Genomic DNA, 18,522 nt, shown 5'->3' with positions numbered 1-18,522 from the left:
CAAAAATTCTTAACGGAACCTATATGAAGCCTATTCTTCCCGACTACAGTACATCGGGCGTTCTAATTGTCGGTGATGTCATGTTAGATCGCTATTGGTATGGTCCTACTGGACGTATTTCTCCAGAAGCACCTGTACCTGTGGTTAAAGTCGAAAACAATGAAGAGCGACCTGGTGGTGCTGCGAACGTTGCAATGAATATTGCAGCACTAGGAGGAAGCACTCATCTTGTAGGTTTAACGGGTATCGATGAGCCAGCACGAGTGCTGACTGAGAAACTGAATGCGCTTAAAGTGCAGTGTGACTTTGTTTCTCTTCCTGAATATCCAACGATCACCAAGCTTCGTGTGATGAGTCGTGGTCAGCAGCTGATTCGTTTAGACTTTGAAGATAAATTTGAGCTGGTCGATTCACAGCAGATCTTGTCCCGTATGGACTTATCTTTAAGTACTGTGAAGGCGGTGATCTTGTCTGACTATGCAAAGGGTGCTTTAGAGCATTCACGTGCAATGATAGATAAAGCAAACAATGCAGGCGTACCTGTATTTGTCGACCCTAAAGGCGCTGATTTTGAGCGCTATCGTGGTGCGACTTTGCTTACACCTAATATGTCTGAATTCGAGCACGTTGTCGGCTCGGTGAAAGACGATGAAGAATTGGCTGAAAAAGGGTTAGCGTTGATCGAGCAGTTTGATCTGCAAGCCCTATTGGTTACTCGCAGTGAGCATGGCATGACGCTATTGCGCCGCGGTGAGAAGCCATTCCATCTTCCAACTCAAGCTCAAGAAGTGTATGACGTTACTGGTGCTGGAGATACGGTAATTTCTGTATTGGCTGCTTCTGTAGCAGCAGGTAAGCCTCTAGACGAAGCCTGTGCGCTTGCTAACGCCGCTGCGGGTGTTGTTGTCGGTAAGCTAGGCACTTCAACTCTATCTACTATCGAGCTTGCAGAGGCTGTACATGGCTCGCAGGATACTGACTATGGAGTGATTGGCGAAGCTACGCTGATTAAGGCAGTGAAAAAAGCACAAGCCAAGGGTGAGAAGGTTGTGATGACCAATGGCTGCTTTGATATCTTGCACGCCGGCCACGTTTCATACCTCAACCATGCTGCCGAGCTTGGTCAGCGCCTTATTGTCGCGGTGAACACTGACGATTCAGTTAAACGCTTGAAAGGCCCTGCTAGACCTGTGAATCCAACGGATCGACGCATGGCGGTATTGGCAGGCTTGGGCGCGGTAGACTGGGTGGTCCCATTTTCTGAAGACACTCCACAGCGCATCATCTCAGAGATCCTCCCTGACTTATTGGTTAAGGGCGGCGACTACAAGCCGGAAGAGATTGCGGGTGGCAAAGAAGTGATCGAAGCGGGTGGCCGAGTAGAAGTACTCAACTTTGAAGATGGTTGTTCGACAACGGAAATCATTGAAGCGATTAAAGGTGGGAAGGAATAACTCTTTTTCGTTATAAACTAAAAGGGCTGGTCAATGACCAGCCCTTTTTAATTTCAATCACTTACTAGCGTTAGATTATGATGCTAGTGGATCTTTTTTTGAAGCAATCAAGCCGTTATTTATCTCAAGAATGTCTTGTTCGTTAAGAGTGCCGACTGCTTGTTTTAGCTGCAGAACACTGATGATGTAGTTGTAACGAGCGTCAGATAGGTTACGTTGGGCTTCAAACACACGGCGAGTGAAGTCTAGGACGTCAACGATAGTACGCGAACCAACCTCATAACCAGTTTCAACTGCGGCCAACGCCGATTCAGCAGAGATTAAAGACTGCTCGAATGCACGAATAGAGCCAATTGTCGCATCGATGTTGTTGTTTGATGCACGTACAGTTTTCACTACTGAACGGTAAGAGGCTTCTAGGTCTTCACTGACTGCTACGTAGTTGTACTCAGCTTGTTTAACCTGAGAACTCACGTTGCCACCAGTATAAAGAGGTACAGAAAGGTTAATACCTAGATTGTAGTTAGTATCATCAACATCAACACCACTAATATCGCCATTACCGTATCCAGCATCAGCGTTAAAGGTTAGGGATGGCAAATGACCTGAACTCGCTAAACGAATATCATCACGAGCGATGTCTTGACTGATACGAGCTGCGAGTAAGCTTAGGTTTTGCAGTTGAGCCTGCTCAACAAGTGCATCGGTTGACTTATCTGATTTAGATGCTGAGAAGCGCTCGATATCAAGAATGTCTAGGTTTTTATGGCCGATACCTGTGATTTCACGCAGTGTTTCGTAGCTGTTGACTAGGTTGTTTCGTGCGATAACTTCTTCTGCTAAAACGCTATCGTATTCCGCTTGCGCTTCATGAACGTTTGTAATGGCAGATAGGCCTACTTCAAAACGTTGCTTTTCTTGGTCAAGCTGGCGTTCAACCGCACTTTTTTCGGCTTGAACAAACTCTAGACTGTCTTGGGCACGCAGTACTTCAAAGTAAGCTGTTGCTACTCGTAGAATAAGGTCTTGCTGTTGCGCTGCGTATGCAGAGTCAGACTGGCGTGCATTTTTTTCTGCAGTTTCGAGTGTTACCCAGCTAGAGCGTTGATAAAGCTCTTGGCTAAGGCCGATACCTGCAGTGAAGGCATTGGTTTCAGCGCCAGTGTAGGACTCTCCTACGTTGTATCCTGCTGTAAGGTTAATTTGAGGTAGCAAGGTACTGCGCGATGAGGTGACGGACTCAAAAGCTGCGTCACGTTGAGCTGCAGAACGTAAAAGCGTTGGGTCGCTATTCTTGGCTTGGTTGTATACGTCAGCTAGATTCTCCGCCATGACGGGTAAAGATAACCCACCTAGTGAAGCTGATACTAAAATGGACAGCGCTTTCTTCATTGTCGTAACTCTTCCTGCTACTTAAATTCGTGTTTAATAACTAGATTATAGTTCTGTGTTTCTATGTGAGTCGATTTTACACAGTCTTGTATAGAGTACTACAAAAACGAATAAAAACCCTATTGTTACATGCCTTAGCTCAAAACTTTCATGATCTTATATAAGGCTGCGGTAATCTTTCTGAAGACGTGGGAGTAATTTGATGGTCAACGCTGTCTACACTTGATAGGTTTGTTCAATTACTTACTGCAGAGAACCTTTATGTCCAACGATAGCTCCTATCCTACATTTCACAATGATGACGTTGAAATCCTTGCGACTGACACCTTGTTTAAAGGCTTTTTTAGCCTAGTCAAAGTGAAGTTTCGCCATCGTTTGTTTGCTGGTGGATGGAGTGAAGAGATTGAGCGTGAGCTGTTTGAGCGGGGGCATGCCGTTGCTATGTTGCCTTACGACCCGGTGACTGATCAGGTGGTCATGGTAGAGCAGATTCGAGTGGGCGCTCTGGGAGAGGCAAGACCTTGGCAGTTAGAAATCGTCGCTGGAATGCTAGATAAAGAGGGTGAAGACCCTATAGATGTGGCGAAACGAGAAGCGGTGGAAGAAGCTGGCCTTGATGTGACCCATATACAGCACATTAGTGGCTATTATCCATCCGCCGGTGGATGCTCGGAGCGATTGGAGCTGTTTATCGGGCAGGTCAAAGCACCCACATCAGCAGGTGTGTTTGGATTAGAGTCAGAAGGTGAAGATATTCGTGTTCATATTTTGACCAGAGAGGAAGCTTATGAGATGGTTAAAAATGGTACAATTGAGAACGCAGCATCAATTATTACGATTCAATGGCTGATGCTGAATCACCAACAACTGAGGGCGCAATGGGCAGTTCAAGGCTAGTGGGTTCAAATTATCATGTTGATTTTGCAGGGCTCATGCGACTGTACGAGACCAACTACGCCAAATTAAATGCTCTGCTTCCTCGTCAACCTGAAGTTGGAAACAAGAGAACCTATCAGGTTCAATCTCAGATTTATCAGATAAATGTGCTCGAGATAACGCGCTATACGACCTTAGTTGATGTGTTTCAGTGTGATGAAGCTCCCACTTTTCCACTTCCGCACATGACTGTGCGCTTATATCACGACGCAAGGGTTGCAGAAGTGTGTGCAAGTGAAAAAATGAGGGTAATTCATGCAAGATACGATTACCCCAACAAAAAAATGATGCAGAAGGATGAAAAGCACCAGCTCAATCAATTCCTTGGAGACTGGCTGACATTCTGCCTAAAAATGGGTATCAGTAGAGAGCCCTTACTGTGAGCTCAGGCAAAAATAATATTGGAAAGACAGATTGTGGAACCACAGATAGTTGCGACGGAAGAGACCGTCCAATTAGTACAGATTACAGATACACACTTATTCGCTGATGACGAAGGATGTCTGCTAAGTGTTAATACAGGCCAGAGCTTCATTGCAACTGTAAACGATATCGTCGAACGAAATGTTGAGTTTGACGCGATTGTGGCGACAGGAGATATCTCTCAAGATCACTCTGCAGCTTCCTATACTCGCTTTGCTGATGGAATCAAACCCCTTGAGAAGCAATGCTATTGGCTGCCTGGCAACCATGACCAAAAGTCGAATATGGTCACTGTATTACCGTCACCTCAGATCCAAGAAGTAGGACATGTGCTCGCTGGCGAATACTGGCAAATTATCATGCTAGACAGCCAAGTTGAGGGCCTACCGCACGGCTATCTTGAGACAGATCAGCTCGAATTGCTCGACAATAAACTGGCTGAATTTCCAGAGCGACATACTCTAGTATTGCTGCACCACAACGCACTGCCGATTGGTAGCGCTTGGTTAGATCAGCACAAACTGCAACGCGCTCATCAATTTTGGGAAGTGCTAGGACGACACCAAAATGTTCGTGCAGTATTAGGCGGGCATGTGCATCAAGACTTTGAAAAAGAGCACAATGGTGTTCGAGTGTTGGCGACCCCTTCAACGTGTATCCAATTTAAAGCAAACAACGATGAATTTGCTCTCGATACCTTGTCTCCAGGCTGGCGTCACTTGCAACTGCATAAAGATGGTCAATTAGAGTCACAAGTGCATCGACTTGAAGAGGGGTGTTTTATCCCTGATTTCGAGGCTGAAGGGTACTAAATGCCCATTCAGCCCAAGCCAGCACTACTTCTTTATTTGCACGGCTTCAATAGCTCTCCGCAGTCTTTAAAGGCGCAAGTAATGGCTGAGTTCTGCGCTGAGTATCGGCCAGATATTCGCTTTGTCGCCCCTCAATTGCCCGTTTATCCTGAGTCTTGTGTTCAAATGCTCGAGCAGTTGTGTGATGAACTGACCTTAGACTATCAAGTGGGCCTAGTGGGAAGCTCTATGGGGGGCTACTTATCGACGTGGCTCAACAAAAAGTACGGCTTCAAAGCGGTATTGGTAAACCCAGCAGTTAAGCCTTATGAACTGTTGCAAGATTTTCTTGGACCACAGCTGAACCCATATACTCAAGAAAAGTACCTGTTAGAACCTGTGCATGTTGAGCAGCTTCGAGCTATAGATGTGCCAGAGATCAACAACACGTCTGATTTTTGGTTGCTACAGCAACAAGGGGATGAAGTTCTGAACTACCAGCAGGCGGTAGATAAATACCGCGGGTGCAAACAGACCGTCGAAGAGGGCGGCAATCATAGCTTTGTGGGGTTTGAGCGCTACCCAAGCGCGATAGTAGAGTTTCTTCAACTCTAGGCTAAACCTTAAACTCATTGCATGTGAATTGCCTGAATAGCACACAATCATCATGCTTTTTAATCAGGAAGTCAGTGCAAACTTGACATAACTGCCACAGCGCCAGACTATGTAATGTAGCCAAGTTGTATCGCGGTTTGTGGAAGACTTACGAACACTCCAAACTCAATTCATCTACATTCAACGCTAAACAGCTATTTGCACCCGATGTGGTGCGAGTCAGGGTTTCTGAGTTTCGATACACAGAAACACTCCAACCAAGTAGGTTGCGACTTTTCTCATTGATGAGAAGCGATGTTTAACAACGCCAAGAGTAAATTTTCAAATTATGACTGAACAATATAACGCTGGGGCGATAGAGGTCTTAAATGGCCTAGAGCCAGTCCGCCGTCGCCCGGGCATGTATACCGACACTGTGCGTCCCAACCACCTTGGGCAAGAAGTTATCGATAACAGTGTCGATGAAGCGTTAGCAGGGCATGCGTCTAAGTTACAAGTTATTCTTCATCCTGATCAATCTCTAGAAGTCATTGATGATGGTCGTGGTATGCCGGTAGACATTCACCCGGAAGAAGGCGTGTCGGGTGTTGAACTTATTCTATGTAAGCTGCATGCGGGTGGTAAGTTCTCCAACAAGAACTACCAATTCTCTGGCGGTTTGCACGGCGTGGGTATCTCTGTTGTAAACGCACTCTCTAAGCGCGTTGAAGTGAATGTTCGTCGTGACGGTCAGGTCTATCAGATTGCTTTTGAGCATGGCGACAAAGTACAGGACCTGACCGTGGTTGGCACTTGCGGTAAACGCAACAGTGGTACAAGCGTTCACTTCTGGCCTGACAGCAAATACTTCGACTCGGGCAATTTCTCTGTCACTCGATTGATCAACAATCTAAGAGCGAAAGCGGTTCTGTGCCCAGGTCTTGAAATCACTTTTAGCGACAAAGTGAACGGCAAGGATCATAAGTGGTATTACGAAAGTGGTCTAAAAGATTACCTAGCCGAAGGTGTTAAAGGGTACACACTGCTACCAGAAACCCCATTTACCGGTCAGTTCTCTGCAGAAACTGAGGCCGCGGATTGGGCGATTATCTGGCAACCAGAGGGTGGCGAACTCATCACCGAGAGCTACGTTAACCTGATCCCGACCTCTCAAGGTGGTACTCATGTTAATGGTCTACGTCAGGGACTACTGGATGCGATGCGTGAATTTTGTGAATTCCGCAACCTGCTTCCTCGTGGCGTAAAACTGACCGGTGACGATATCTTTGAGCGCTGTTCTTACGTGCTATCGATCAAGATGCAAGACCCGCAGTTTGCAGGACAAACCAAAGAACGTCTCTCTTCACGTCAATGCGCAGCGTTTGTTTCTGGTGTGATAAAGGACGGATTCAGCCTTTGGTTGAATGAAACTCCGCACATTGCTGAACAGTTAGCTGAGGCGTGTATTGCCAATGCGCATCGCCGCATGCGAGCAAGCAAAAAAGTGGTGCGTAAGAAGGTAGCCTCTGGCCCTGCACTTCCTGGTAAATTGACCGATTGCTCAGTACAAGATTTGGCTCGTACTGAACTCTTCCTGGTGGAGGGTGACTCTGCGGGTGGCTCAGCTAAGCAGGCCCGCGATCGCGAGTTTCAAGCCATTATGCCCCTGCGCGGTAAGATCCTTAATACGTGGGAAGTCAGTGCTGATCAGGTACTGGCCTCGCAAGAGGTACATGATATTTCCGTGGCTCTTGGTATCGACCCAGATACCGAAAGCCTAGATGGTCTGCGTTACGGTAAGATCTGTATCCTAGCGGATGCGGACTCTGATGGACTGCATATCGCAACCTTGCTTTGTGCTCTATTTACTCGTCATTTCAGCTCGCTAGTGCGTGCTGGTCACGTATACGTTGCCATGCCACCGCTATTCAGAATTGATTGTGGTAAAGAAGTATTTTATGCCCTTGATGAAGACGAAAAAGAAGGGGTACTTGAGCGTTTAAGTAAGAAGCGAGCCAAGATCAATGTGCAACGATTTAAAGGCTTGGGTGAAATGAACCCACTGCAACTTCGCGAAACTACGATGGACCCTAATACTCGTCGTCTAGTGCAACTGACGATAGATGATGATGAGCAGACAATGGAAATGCTGGACATGCTGTTGGGCAAGAAACGCGCGGACGATCGCCGTCATTGGCTGCAAAGTAACGGCGATATGGCCGAGGTATAAGAATGTCGAACGAGATTACATACGATGGCGTAGAGCAGCTTCCGCTGCGAAAATTCACCGAAGACGCCTATCTAAATTATTCAATGTACGTGATTATGGATCGTGCATTGCCATACATCGGTGACGGCTTAAAGCCGGTTCAACGCCGTATTATTTATGCGATGTCAGAGCTAGGCTTATCGGCTTCAGCTAAATATAAAAAATCAGCACGTACCGTGGGTGACGTACTCGGTAAATACCACCCACACGGTGATTCAGCGTGTTATGAAGCCATGGTATTGATGGCGCAGCCATTTACCTATCGTTATCCGCTCGTCGACGGGCAGGGTAACTGGGGTGCTCCAGATGACCCGAAATCCTTCGCTGCAATGCGTTACACTGAATCTAAGCTTTCTAAGTTTGCAGAGGTGCTACTTGGCGAATTAGGTCAAGGCACGGTTGAATGGCAGCCGAACTTTGATGGTTCTATGAAAGAGCCGCAAATGTTGCCTGCACGCCTGCCGCATATTCTGCTTAACGGCATTACCGGTATTGCCGTTGGTATGGCAACCGACATACCGCCACACAATGTGCGCGAAGTGGCCGATGCCACCATGGCCTTGATTGATAATCCCAAAGCAGAATTGCCAGATGTTATGCAATTTGTGCAGGGGCCAGATTATCCAACAGAAGCCGAGATCATCACGCCGAAACCGGATATTGAGAAGATCTATCGTACTGGGCGCGGCAGCATTAAGATGCGTGCGGTATGGCATAAAGAAGCCGGTGATGTCGTCATTACCGCTCTGCCACACCAGGTTTCGGGTTCTAAACTGCTTGAGCAAATAGCGAATCAAATGCGTGCGAAGAAGCTGCCTATGGTAGACGATCTTCGTGACGAATCTGATCATGAGAACCCAACCCGAATTGTTATCGTACCTCGCTCAAACCGTGTGGATTGTGATCAGTTAATGAATCACTTATTCGCTTCAACGGATTTAGAGAAGAACTACCGCGTTAACCTGAATATGATTGGTCTAGACAAACGACCACAGGTGAAAGGCCTTGTTCAGATTCTGAAAGAGTGGATTGAGTTTCGTCGTGCAACCGTGCGTCGCCGCTTGCAGTATCGCCTTGATAAGATCATGGCGCGTTTGCATATTCTTGAAGGCTTATTAGTTGCCTACCTGAACATCGATGAAGTGATTGAGATTATCCGTACACAGGATGATCCAAAAGCAGTATTGATGTCTCGCTTTGAGCTTTCTGAGATTCAAGCCGATGCCATCTTGGACACCAAATTACGTCAATTGGCGAAATTGGAAGAGTTTAAGATCCGCGGTGAGCAAGATGAGCTAGAAAAAGAGCGTAAGCAGTTAGAACTATTACTGGGTTCCGAACGACGCATGAATACCCTTCTTAAGAAGGAGCTTCAAGCGGATGCTGATAAATTTGGTGACGATCGCCGCTCTCCAATCGTTGAGCGTGCAGAAGCAAGAGCACTGACAGAGAAAGATCTACTACCAAGTGAACCTATCACTGTAGTCTTGTCAGAGAAGGGCTGGATTCGTCATGCCAAAGGTCATGAAGTTGATGCTTCTACCCTGAACTATAAGTCTGGTGACAAATTCCTTACTTCAGCAAGAGGTAAGAGTAATCAGCAGGCGGTGTTCCTAGGCTCTGATGGGCGAAGCTACTCATTAGAATCGCATTCACTGCCTTCCGCAAGAAGTCAGGGTGAACCGATTACTGGGCGTTTGAATATCTCCACTGGAACGAGTATTCGACAGGTTCTGATGGGGGATGATGACCAGTTATGGCTAGTTGGCTCTGATGCAGGTTATGGATTTGTTTGTCGCGGTAGTGACCTATTGTCGAAAAACCGCAGTGGTAAGGCGTTAGTTAACTTACCGCAGGCCGCAGAGGTCATGTCACCAAGTGCGATATCAGACCTTGATAGTGATGAAATCTTAGCGATCACTAACCTTGGCCGCATGCTGATCTTTGCAATAAAAGATCTGCCGCAACTGGGTAAGGGTAAGGGCAATAAGATCATCAATATCCCTTCTGCAAAAGCGAAGAGCAGAGAAGAGTTCGTTACTCAGCTGATTTCTATACCTGCTGACGCAACCATTACTCTGTACGCAGGCAAACGTAAGCTTGGTTTGAAACCGGCTGACCTTGAAAACTTCAGGGGCGAAAGAGGGCGTCGTGGTGCAATGTTGCCGCGCGGTCTGCAGCGAGTGACCGAGATCGAAGTGCAAACCAAAGAGTAAGCTGCTCTGGTTTTACTTCATTAATAAAAAAACCGCCGAGGCGGTTTTTTTATTGGTTACTGTTTTTGGGGAGTGAAGTTTCTGGTGTCTTCGCCAATCTCAACGGTTAGCTCTATTTGTTTTCCATCTCTCACCACCACCACTTGTACTTCAGCGCCAGGGCGAGCATCCGTCACCGCATCCATCACATTCTGTCTATTGTCTGCAACCATATCACCAATTTTCACTATGATGTCTTGTGCTTTGATGCCGGCTTTATCTGCCGGTCCTCCAGGCTCAACACCAAGGACAATGATTCCACCAGTGAAGTTTCCAGCCAGTAAGCGATTGGTCATAGAGCTGATGTCTTGTCCATCAACACCAATATAACCGCGGATGACTCGGCCATCAGCAATGATTTTATTCATGATCTTCGAAGCAAGTTTTTGCGGAATGGCAAAGGAGATGCCGTAGGTTTCAAGATCGGTGGCTTGCTGGAAGGAAGCGGTATTGATTCCGACGAGCTCGCCTTGAGAGTTCACTAGAGCTCCACCTGAGTTACCTTCATTAATTGCTGCATCGGTTTGAATGAAGGCCTGTCTTCCATCGGTACTAATAGACGAGCGTCCAGTGGCTGAGATAATGCCAAAGGTGGTGGTTTGCCCAAGGTTATAGGGGTTACCTATGGCAAGCACAATATCGCCGACCTTTGCCGTATAGTTTGGATTTAGAGGTATGACGGGGAGATCTGACATAGAGATTTGTAATACCGCAATGTCGGTTCGTCTGTCTTGGCCAATCAATTGAGCACTGGCCACTCGACCATCTTGTAGGGCAACGATTACCTGATCGGCACTGGCGACCACATGGTAATTGGTAATGATATAACCCTTGTCATTCACTATCACGCCGGAGCCCAAGCCTTGGGTTTTTAACTTACTGCGATTGTCTTCAGAGTATTGGCGACTGTAGATATTGACCACCGCAGGGGCAGCACGCCTCACTGCTTGGTTGAATGAAATTGGGCCAGATGCGACTAGCGCTTCATGAGGTTCGGTTGGCGCTGGTATGATTTTACTACGCAGGTCAGGTACTACAGCAATTACCAAGGCGGCTGCAACCAACCCAAGTAAAATAGAGCGTAATAATAATCTCAGCATGTTTCCCTCAAAAGTGCGATGTATTACAGCAAAGCATAACACTCAATTTTGAGTAAAGAAAAGGGAAGCCGTTGGGCTTCCCTAATTAGTTCAATGGTTTGCTTTATCTAACAACAATAACAACCTTACGATCACCACGTTGGATGTTAAGTGCGAGTACACCATCTTGCTTCTCTAAGACATCCCTGAATTCACCGAGGTTAGTCACGACTTGACGGTTAACACCGACAATGATGTCGCCTTGCTCGATCTGATAGGAAGCGGCCGGAGAGCCCTCTGCAACAGAAGTCACTTTCACGCCTTTGTATCCATCAGAATCTTTGGTGTTACTGAGCGCAGCGCCAGTTAATCCAGGATGAAGCTGTTCTGCTTTGGTTTGCTGAAGCTGTGATTCGCCGAGCGTGACATCAAACTCTTTCTTATCACCATCACGGATAACGCCTAGTTTGATCTCTTTACCGGCTCCGAGTGTCGCGACTTTAGCGCGAAGCTCACTAAAGGTATCAATGCGCTTGCCGTCAATTGAGACAATGATGTCTCCCGCTTGCAGACCTGCTTCATCGGCAGCGCTATCTGGCATGACCTGGTTTACGAAGGCGCCACGGCTTGACTCATAGCCTAACGCTTCAGCGAGCTCTGAGGTGATTTCGCCGCCTTGTACCCCTAACATGCCTCGCTTAACCTCACCAAACTCAATGATTTGATCGGTTAGGTTACGCATCATATTAGAAGGGATAGCAAAACCAATACCAACGTTGCCTCCATTCGGTCCCAAAATTGCGGTGTTGATACCAATCAACTCGCCGTTGAGGTTGACCAGTGCACCGCCAGAGTTACCACTATTAATAGCGGCATCGGTTTGAATAAAGTTTTCAAGGTTCTCAAGATTCAGTCCACTGCGACCTAGCGCCGATACAATACCAGAGGTCACGGTTTGACCGAGCCCAAACGGGTTGCCAATGGCCACAGTGAAATCGCCAACGCGCAGCTTATCTGAGTCTGCGAGTTTTATTTCGGTTAGTCCTTTCGCCTTCTTTTCTAGCTTGAGCAGAGCTACATCAGACATCTTGTCGCCGCCGACCAGCTCCGCATCATATTCACGTCCATCGGTCAGTTGCACCTTAATGGTGTCTGCGCCATTGATAACGTGGTAGTTAGTAACGATATGACCTTTGTCAGCATCGATGATAACGCCAGAGCCGAGTCCGCGAAACGGACGCTCTTGAACTTGGTCGGCTGGAAACTCGTCGCCGAAGAAGAAACGAAAGCTTTCAGGAATGCGCTGTGTTGATACTTGAGTTCCTTCAACAGCAATACTGACAACGGCCGGAGAAACGCGCTCAAGCATAGGTGCTAAGCTCGGCAATTCGTTGCCTTCAACCTGAACGGGTAGGGCTGCGCCAGCATACAGTGGCGCAATAATTGAGCCCAGACTCAAGGCTACAACAGACAAGGCAAGCAAAGGTTTCTTCATCGTTAACTCCTTTAAACACTATGAAGCTTGAGACATAAAAAATTTCAGCAAGTTCCGTTTCTAAATAAAAATCCAGAAGGCGTGAGTAGCTTCAAGTTTTTAAATAGAATGAACTATGTTGCCTTGATGGCTTCTGGAGCCTTCAAGATTTCTTTCTGTTCTTCTTTCAGCATACCGGTTGCACCGTTTGCATAATCCTTTGGCGCTTCATTGCTTGAAGTTTTAGCTTCTGAGCTTGCTTCTCTTGCTTCAAGTCGCTCGGCAAAAGGATTGTCTTGGGCCGGGAGATTGGGCAGTAGCTCATTGGAAGTATTCGCCATGTGCTCATAGAGTTTGCGATATTCTTTCCCTATGTTATCTAGAATCTGAGCGGATTCAGAGAAGTGATCATTCAAATCTTGTCGCTGTTGCTCGAGCTCAAACTTTGAGGTTTCTAGTTCTTTTTGTATCTCTTTCTGTTTTTGATATTGCGGGGTGGTGACGCGAGAGATGATCACACCGATGATGATACCCACGAACAGGCCGACGATCGCATAAATCCAAGGCATAGCATTTCCTTTTGTTAATCTGTTAACAATCTAGTTACCGTGTTCTTACACTGCAACATACCTCATGTTACTATGAGAATCTTATCCAATAAAGAATCTAATGTAGTTCATCATTTAAAATGACACCCTTAGAAAAATATCAATACGATATCGAGCATCACGACTTTCAATTTGACCCTCAACAGCAAAAGGCTGTGCAAGCGTTTGAACACTTGTACGAGCGGCTTCAACAATATGCTCAAACTCCTGCTCCTGAGCCCAAAAAAGGTTGGCGTCAATGGTTTAATAAGCCTGAACCCACTAAGCCATTAGCTCCGCAAGGGCTCTACGTATGGGGTGGGGTCGGCCGTGGAAAGACCTATCTTATGGATAGCTTTTACGAGTTGTACCCAAGCGACAAGAAAATGCGCATGCACTTTCATCGCTTTATGTATCGAGTCCATGATGAACTGAAGCAGTTGCAACAGCAAAGCGACCCCTTAGAGATTGTGGCTGATAAGTTTAAGAGTGAAGCCGATATTATCTGCTTTGATGAGTTTTTTGTCTCCGATATCACAGACGCCATGTTGCTCGGCACCTTGTTTCAGGCATTGTTTGCGCGAAACATGATTTTAGTCGCGACCTCCAACATTCCGCCACACCTGTTGTATAGAAATGGCTTACAGCGAGCTCGCTTTTTGCCAGCTATCGAATTGATCGAGAAAAACTGTCAGGTCTTTGAGTTAGACAGTGAGAATGACTTCCGCATGCGTACATTGCAGCAGGCTGAGCTCTATCATTATCCGTTAGACCTGCAAGCTCAGCAGAACCTTGATACTTATTTTGAAACCTTGAGTGCTATAAAGGTAGAAAGTGGCAAAGCGGAATCAGCCATAGAGGTGAATCATCGGCAGTTAGAGGTGCAAAGCGCTTACAATGGTGTGTTGATGGCAAGTTTTGCTCAGTTGTGCCAAACCGCTCGCAGTCAAAACGATTACATTGAGTTGTCGAGGGAGTACCACACGGTATTGTTGTCCGATGTACCTAGACTTGATGCGAGTAACGATGATGCAGCGAGGCGCTTTATTGCCTTAGTGGATGAGTTCTATGAAAGGCGCGTCTGCCTTATTATTGCCGCTGCAGTTCCTTTGAGTGAATTGTATGCGGGTGGACGACTTGAGTTTGAATTTCAGCGCTGTGAATCGCGACTCACTGAGATGCAGAGTAATGACTATTTGGCTGAGGAACACCTTGCCTAGTTCATGCTGTAGCTAGGGTATAGTAGAGACACTCACGCCTTGAGGTCTGGCGTTATGCACTAAAAAGCGTTCAAAAAACTCTCAAATAGGATTGCGTTTTTAGTAGGCTTCGGTATAATCCTGCGACCCACCGTTACTGCAGGTGATTTTCTTTATTGAAACTTACCAAAGAGTGCCACCACTCGAAGGGGTGATGACTGGGCTCTTAGACAGTGGGAGCATTTGCTCCTTTTAGTTTAAATTCAAATTAACGGGTTATTATTAGCATGAAAACTTTCGTTGCTAAACCAGAAACTGTAAAACGTGACTGGTATGTTGTAGACGCTGAAGGTAAAACTCTAGGTCGTCTTGCATCTGAAATCGCTTCTCGCCTACGCGGTAAGCACAAAGCTGAATACACACCTCACTGTGACACTGGTGATTACATCATCGTTGTTAACGCTGAGAAAGTTACTGTAACTGGTAACAAGGCTAAAGGTAAAGTGTATTACCGTCACTCTGAATTCCCAGGTGGTCTTAAATCTATCACTTTTGAAAAGTTGATCGATAAGAAACCAGAAATGGTTATCGAACTAGCTGTTAAAGGTATGTTACCACGTGGTCCTCTAGGCCGCGCAATGTACCGTAAGCTAAAAGTATACGCTGGCGCTGAGCACAACCATGCTGCTCAACAACCACAAGTACTAGACATCTAATCGGGGAAATTGGAAATGGCAGAGAATCAATACTACGGCACTGGTCGCCGCAAGAGCTCAGCTGCTCGTGTTTTCATTAAACCGGGCGCTGGTAACATCGTAATCAACAAGCGTAGCCTTGATGTTTACTTTGGTCGTGAAACTTCTCGTATGGTTGTTCGTCAGCCACTTGAGCTAGTTGAAATGTTAGACAAGCTAGACCTATACATCACTGTTTCTGGCGGTGGTATTTCTGGTCAAGCTGGCGCTATCCGTCACGGCATCACTCGTGCTCTTATGGAATACGATGAAACTCTACGTCCTGCTCTACGCGCAGCTGGCTACGTTACACGTGACGCACGTCAGGTTGAACGTAAGAAAGTTGGTCTACGTAAAGCACGTCGTAAGCCACAGTTCTCGAAGCGTTAATCTTTCTTTTCAGAAAGAGCAATGCTCCAGCCTTTTGGTTGGAATTGTGTCAAAAAAGCTCGGTTTTATACCGGGCTTTTTGTTTTTTTACCGCTTCAAAAACTCCTTTCTACTTAGTATCTTCCGCAGTGAATGTTTCACTTTCACCTCTTTTGTGACCTATGCTCTGATTTGCTTCAGATATGTTGTAAAAAAGTAGCTTTATCTTGTCTTAAAGTAGCGTTTTCTTTATCATTTCCCTCATAAAAATAGAATCAAAGTTTGAATTTTTAAGCCGTGCTCTGTTGAAGGAGTAATTCTATCCAAAGGAGCAAATGGGAGAATGTTGGATGAGCAATGCGCCACTAAATAATGGACGTCGCAAGTTTCTAACCGCCACCACAGCCGTGGTTGGGGGATTAGGAGCAGCAGCTGTCGCTGTACCCTTTATCAAATCTTGGAATCCAAGTGCTAGAGCTAAATCAGCTGGCGCTCCAGTTGAGTTCGATATCAGCAAGCTAGAAGAAGGGCAGATGGCCCGTGTAATCTGGCGTGGTCAACCTGTTTGGGTTGTTAAGCGTGGACAAGGTACCCTGGATGAACTTGGTCAGCTTGCTGATCAATTACGAGATCCAGACTCAGTTGAGGAACAACAACCGTCTTACGCACAAAACCCTTATCGTTCCTTGAAGCCAGAAATCTTTATCGCAGTAGGCCTATGTACTCACTTAGGTTGTTCTCCAACCTATCTGCCTAACAGCTTTGGCGAGCAAGTGAGCGGCGTGAAGTCAGGATTCTTCTGCCCATGTCATGGTTCTAAATTTGATATGGCTGGACGCGTTTTCCAAGGTGTTCCTGCACCTTATAACCTAGCCGTACCGCCACATATGTATCTGGATGATAATCTAATTTTAATCGGCGAAGACCAAGGAGAGGCGTAATGGAGGCTTTACTCGGCTGGATTGAAAAACGCATCCCGGCTATGAATACCTACCGCAAGCACATGTCGGAGTATCCACAGCCAAAGAACTCAAACTTTTGGTATATCTTTGGTGCGCTAGCAATGCTGGTTTTGGTCAACCAGATCGTTACTGGTATTTGGCTAACCATGAACTATGTGCCATCGGCAGAGGGCGCATTCGCTTCTGTTGAATACATCATGCGTGACGTAGAATACGGTTGGCTTCTTCGCTACATGCACTCTACTGGCGCATCGTTCTTCTTTATTGTTGTTTATCTGCACATGTACCGCGGCCTCATCTACGGTTCATACCAAAAACCACGTGAACTCGTGTGGTTATTTGGTATGTTGTTGTTTGTGGTTCTGATGGCTGAGGCCTTCATGGGCTACATGCTACCTTGGGGGCAAATGTCTTACTGGGGTGCTCAGGTAATCATAGGTCTATTTGGTGCAATTCCAGTTATTGGTGATGACCTAACGCTATGGATTCGTGGCGATTACGTTATCTCTGGTGCGACTCTAAACCGCTTCTTCGCCTTGCACGTTATTGCTCTGCCAATCGTTCTGTTGCTGCTTGTTGCTTTGCATATCTTGGCGCTGCACGAAGTAGGCTCTAACAACCCTGATGGTATCGATACTAAGCTGCCACAAGGTTCTATGGGCGATGGCTACGAGCCGGAATTCAAGTTCCATGAAGACTACAGCAAGAAGTACGACATAATAGACTCAATGCCGTTCCACCCTTACGGTACGGTAAAAGATCTGTTCTATGTCGGCGTATTCTTATTGTTCTTTAGCTATGTGTTGTTCTATGCACCAGCGATGGGCGGTTTGTTCCTTGAGCCACCTAACTTCGAGGTTGCTAACCCACTTAAGACCCCTGAGCATATTGCGCCAGTTTGGTATTTCTCTCCGAACTATGCCATTTTGCGTGCTATCCCAGATAAGCTGATTGGCTTCGTCTTCTTTGGTGGTTCAATCGTGGTGTTGTTCTTACTGCCTTGGCTAGATCGCTGTAATGTTCGCTCGTTCCGCTACCGCAGTAAGCTGCACCTAGTGAACTTGATCCAGTTTACGATATCGTTTGTTGGTCTAGGTGTGCTAGGTACACTGCCTGCAACTGAGCTGTACACGAACCTATCTCGTCTATTCAGTGTGGGTTACTTCATGTTCTTCGTTGTGTTGTTTATCTACAGCAAGAATGAAAAGACTAAGACACTACCGACAAGGATCACCAAATAATGAAAAAGTTATTCGTATTGTTATTTGCGCTAGTGCCTGCTCTTGGATTCGCAGCGGGCGGTAACTTCGCTCTGGATAAAGCAAACAATGATATTCGTGACAAAGCGTCTTTGCAGCGTGGTGCTCAGACGTTTATGAACTACTGTTTTGCTTGTCACTCAACGCAGTACCAGCGCTATGAACGCGTCGCAACAGACCTCGATATTCCTATCGACCTGATGCGTGACAATCTGATGTTTGATTCAGAGGCGGCTGTTGGCGAATTAATGGTTAACAACATGCCAGCAGAGGATGCCGCTAAATGGTTTGGTGTTGCGCCACCTGATCTAACGCTAACGGCTCGCGTCCGCGGTGTAGATTGGTTATACACTTACCTGCGCTCTTTCTATGAAGATCCAAGTCGCCCGTTTGGTGTGAACAACGTGATCTTCCCAAGCGTGGGTATGCCTCACGTGTTGCAAGAGATGCAAGGTGTGCCTAAGCCTGTTTTTGAAACACACATGGTGGGTGGTCAAGAGCAGCAAGTGGTTGTCGGCGTTAAAGCTGATGGCACTGGTGAGCTAAGTCAAAGTGAATATGATGACGCAGTGCGCGACCTTGTGAACTTCCTTGAATATGCGGGTGACCCTGTTCAGGTAGAACGTGAGAGCTTGGGTATTTGGGTGTTGTTATTCCTAGTGATTTTCACTGGTGTTGGCTATCTTCTATATAAAGAGTATTGGCGTGACATTCACTGATTGTGATATCATATCGTGCTGATTTC

17 protein-coding genes are annotated in these 18,522 nt (G+C 46.5%); 13 read left to right on the top strand and 4 right to left on the bottom strand.

Annotated elements, in window-relative coordinates; translation table 11 throughout:
- Positions 1 to 23: 23 nt before the first annotated feature.
- Positions 24 to 1,454: a bifunctional D-glycero-beta-D-manno-heptose-7-phosphate kinase/D-glycero-beta-D-manno-heptose 1-phosphate adenylyltransferase HldE gene (gene hldE / locus OCU35_RS11425; protein WP_261825381.1), complete on the top strand. Its 1,431-nt coding sequence runs from the start codon at positions 24 to 26 to the stop codon at positions 1,452 to 1,454.
- A 75-nt stretch (positions 1,455 to 1,529) separates the two neighbouring features.
- On the opposite strand, the gene tolC is transcribed toward hldE, so the two are convergent.
- Positions 1,530 to 2,846, bottom strand: a complete 1,317-nt coding sequence (gene tolC / locus OCU35_RS11420; protein ID WP_017026813.1) for an outer membrane channel protein TolC — start codon at positions 2,844 to 2,846, stop codon at positions 1,530 to 1,532.
- A 261-nt stretch (positions 2,847 to 3,107) separates the two neighbouring features.
- Here tolC and nudF point away from each other — a divergent pair, with 261 nt between their 5' ends.
- The 6 genes from nudF to parC all read left to right on the top strand — a co-directional run bounded on the left by nudF (position 3,108) and on the right by parC (position 10,075).
- Complete coding sequence (gene nudF, locus OCU35_RS11415) at positions 3,108 to 3,743, top strand: ADP-ribose diphosphatase (protein ID WP_017026814.1); 636 nt, start codon at positions 3,108 to 3,110, stop codon at positions 3,741 to 3,743.
- On the top strand, positions 3,725 to 4,165 hold the full coding sequence (locus OCU35_RS11410) for a DUF1249 family protein (RefSeq protein ID WP_017026815.1): 441 nt from the start codon (positions 3,725 to 3,727) through the stop codon (positions 4,163 to 4,165). Before nudF ends, OCU35_RS11410 begins: the two co-directional genes overlap by 19 nt.
- 33 nt (positions 4,166 to 4,198) lie before the next feature.
- Positions 4,199 to 5,017: a 3',5'-cyclic-AMP phosphodiesterase gene (gene cpdA, locus OCU35_RS11405; RefSeq protein ID WP_017031325.1), complete on the top strand. Its 819-nt coding sequence runs from the start codon at positions 4,199 to 4,201 to the stop codon at positions 5,015 to 5,017.
- A gap of 6 nt (positions 5,018 to 5,023) precedes the next feature.
- Entirely contained in the window at positions 5,024 to 5,611 is a 588-nt protein-coding gene (yqiA, locus tag OCU35_RS11400; RefSeq protein WP_170961716.1) for an esterase YqiA, read from the top strand.
- 328 nt (positions 5,612 to 5,939) lie between these two features.
- Positions 5,940 to 7,820 carry a DNA topoisomerase IV subunit B gene (gene parE, locus OCU35_RS11395; protein WP_017031323.1) on the top strand — a complete coding sequence of 627 codons (1,881 nt, stop codon included), beginning with the start codon at positions 5,940 to 5,942 and terminating at the stop codon, positions 7,818 to 7,820.
- Between the two features lie 2 nt (positions 7,821 to 7,822).
- Positions 7,823 to 10,075: a DNA topoisomerase IV subunit A gene (gene parC / locus OCU35_RS11390; protein WP_261825380.1), complete on the top strand. Its 2,253-nt coding sequence runs from the start codon at positions 7,823 to 7,825 to the stop codon at positions 10,073 to 10,075.
- A 56-nt stretch (positions 10,076 to 10,131) separates the two neighbouring features.
- Here parC and degS read toward each other — a convergent pair whose 3' ends face one another.
- The 3 genes from degS to zapG all read right to left on the bottom strand — a co-directional run bounded on the left by degS (position 10,132) and on the right by zapG (position 13,236).
- Positions 10,132 to 11,214 (bottom strand): outer membrane-stress sensor serine endopeptidase DegS, encoded by a 1,083-nt coding sequence (gene degS, locus OCU35_RS11385; protein WP_102382099.1) that lies wholly within the window; start codon positions 11,212 to 11,214, stop codon positions 10,132 to 10,134.
- A gap of 103 nt (positions 11,215 to 11,317) precedes the next feature.
- Positions 11,318 to 12,688 carry a Do family serine endopeptidase gene (locus OCU35_RS11380; RefSeq protein WP_261825379.1) on the bottom strand — a complete coding sequence of 457 codons (1,371 nt, stop codon included), beginning with the start codon at positions 12,686 to 12,688 and terminating at the stop codon, positions 11,318 to 11,320.
- Between the two features lie 113 nt (positions 12,689 to 12,801).
- Complete coding sequence (gene zapG / locus OCU35_RS11375; RefSeq protein ID WP_017026822.1) at positions 12,802 to 13,236, bottom strand: Z-ring associated protein ZapG; 435 nt, start codon at positions 13,234 to 13,236, stop codon at positions 12,802 to 12,804.
- A gap of 119 nt (positions 13,237 to 13,355) precedes the next feature.
- Between zapG and zapE the strand changes: the two genes are divergently transcribed.
- From zapE to OCU35_RS11345, 6 genes are all read left to right on the top strand, one after another.
- The gene (gene zapE / locus OCU35_RS11370; RefSeq protein WP_102359368.1) at positions 13,356 to 14,474 is read left to right on the top strand and encodes a cell division protein ZapE; all 1,119 of its coding nucleotides are present in this window, start codon (positions 13,356 to 13,358) and stop codon (positions 14,472 to 14,474) included.
- 266 nt (positions 14,475 to 14,740) lie between these two features.
- Entirely contained in the window at positions 14,741 to 15,169 is a 429-nt protein-coding gene (gene rplM, locus OCU35_RS11365; RefSeq protein WP_017026824.1) for a 50S ribosomal protein L13, read from the top strand.
- Positions 15,170 to 15,184: 15 nt separating this feature from the next.
- Entirely contained in the window at positions 15,185 to 15,577 is a 393-nt protein-coding gene (gene rpsI / locus OCU35_RS11360) for a 30S ribosomal protein S9 (RefSeq protein WP_017026825.1), read from the top strand.
- A 329-nt stretch (positions 15,578 to 15,906) separates the two neighbouring features.
- Positions 15,907 to 16,497 carry a ubiquinol-cytochrome c reductase iron-sulfur subunit gene (petA, locus tag OCU35_RS11355; RefSeq protein ID WP_017026826.1) on the top strand — a complete coding sequence of 197 codons (591 nt, stop codon included), beginning with the start codon at positions 15,907 to 15,909 and terminating at the stop codon, positions 16,495 to 16,497.
- The gene (locus tag OCU35_RS11350) at positions 16,497 to 17,759 is read left to right on the top strand and encodes a cytochrome b (RefSeq protein ID WP_261825378.1); all 1,263 of its coding nucleotides are present in this window, start codon (positions 16,497 to 16,499) and stop codon (positions 17,757 to 17,759) included. The genes petA and OCU35_RS11350 overlap by 1 nt, the downstream gene beginning before the upstream one ends.
- On the top strand, positions 17,759 to 18,496 hold the full coding sequence (locus OCU35_RS11345; protein ID WP_102334368.1) for a cytochrome c1: 738 nt from the start codon (positions 17,759 to 17,761) through the stop codon (positions 18,494 to 18,496). Before OCU35_RS11350 ends, OCU35_RS11345 begins: the two co-directional genes overlap by 1 nt.
- The last annotated feature ends 26 nt before the right edge of the window (positions 18,497 to 18,522 follow it).

Origin of the sequence: Vibrio breoganii (genome assembly GCF_024346795.1) — a bacterium.
Classification (GTDB): domain Bacteria; phylum Pseudomonadota; class Gammaproteobacteria; order Enterobacterales; family Vibrionaceae; genus Vibrio; species Vibrio breoganii.
The sequence above is the reverse complement of the archived record's forward strand: the minus strand, read 5'-3'. Positions and strand labels throughout refer to the sequence as shown.

What these genes read in the sequence shown, in the direction of transcription:
- tolC (WP_017026813.1), bottom strand. Translation starts at nt 2,846, where the DNA reads ATGAAGAAAGCGCTGTCCATTTTAGTATCAGCTTCACTAGGTGGGTTA.
- zapG (WP_017026822.1), bottom strand. Translation starts at nt 13,236, where the DNA reads ATGCCTTGGATTTATGCGATCGTCGGCCTGTTCGTGGGTATCATCATC.
- hldE (WP_261825381.1), top strand. Translation starts at nt 24, where the DNA reads ATGAAGCCTATTCTTCCCGACTACAGTACATCGGGCGTTCTAATTGTC.
- OCU35_RS11380 (WP_261825379.1), bottom strand. Translation starts at nt 12,688, where the DNA reads ATGAAGAAACCTTTGCTTGCCTTGTCTGTTGTAGCCTTGAGTCTGGGC.
- petA (WP_017026826.1), top strand. Translation starts at nt 15,907, where the DNA reads ATGAGCAATGCGCCACTAAATAATGGACGTCGCAAGTTTCTAACCGCC.
- parC (WP_261825380.1), top strand. Translation starts at nt 7,823, where the DNA reads ATGTCGAACGAGATTACATACGATGGCGTAGAGCAGCTTCCGCTGCGA.
- rplM (WP_017026824.1), top strand. Translation starts at nt 14,741, where the DNA reads ATGAAAACTTTCGTTGCTAAACCAGAAACTGTAAAACGTGACTGGTAT.
- parE (WP_017031323.1), top strand. Translation starts at nt 5,940, where the DNA reads ATGACTGAACAATATAACGCTGGGGCGATAGAGGTCTTAAATGGCCTA.
- degS (WP_102382099.1), bottom strand. Translation starts at nt 11,214, where the DNA reads ATGCTGAGATTATTATTACGCTCTATTTTACTTGGGTTGGTTGCAGCC.
- zapE (WP_102359368.1), top strand. Translation starts at nt 13,356, where the DNA reads ATGACACCCTTAGAAAAATATCAATACGATATCGAGCATCACGACTTT.
- OCU35_RS11350 (WP_261825378.1), top strand. Translation starts at nt 16,497, where the DNA reads ATGGAGGCTTTACTCGGCTGGATTGAAAAACGCATCCCGGCTATGAAT.
- OCU35_RS11345 (WP_102334368.1), top strand. Translation starts at nt 17,759, where the DNA reads ATGAAAAAGTTATTCGTATTGTTATTTGCGCTAGTGCCTGCTCTTGGA.
- rpsI (WP_017026825.1), top strand. Translation starts at nt 15,185, where the DNA reads ATGGCAGAGAATCAATACTACGGCACTGGTCGCCGCAAGAGCTCAGCT.
- nudF (WP_017026814.1), top strand. Translation starts at nt 3,108, where the DNA reads ATGTCCAACGATAGCTCCTATCCTACATTTCACAATGATGACGTTGAA.
- OCU35_RS11410 (WP_017026815.1), top strand. Translation starts at nt 3,725, where the DNA reads ATGGGCAGTTCAAGGCTAGTGGGTTCAAATTATCATGTTGATTTTGCA.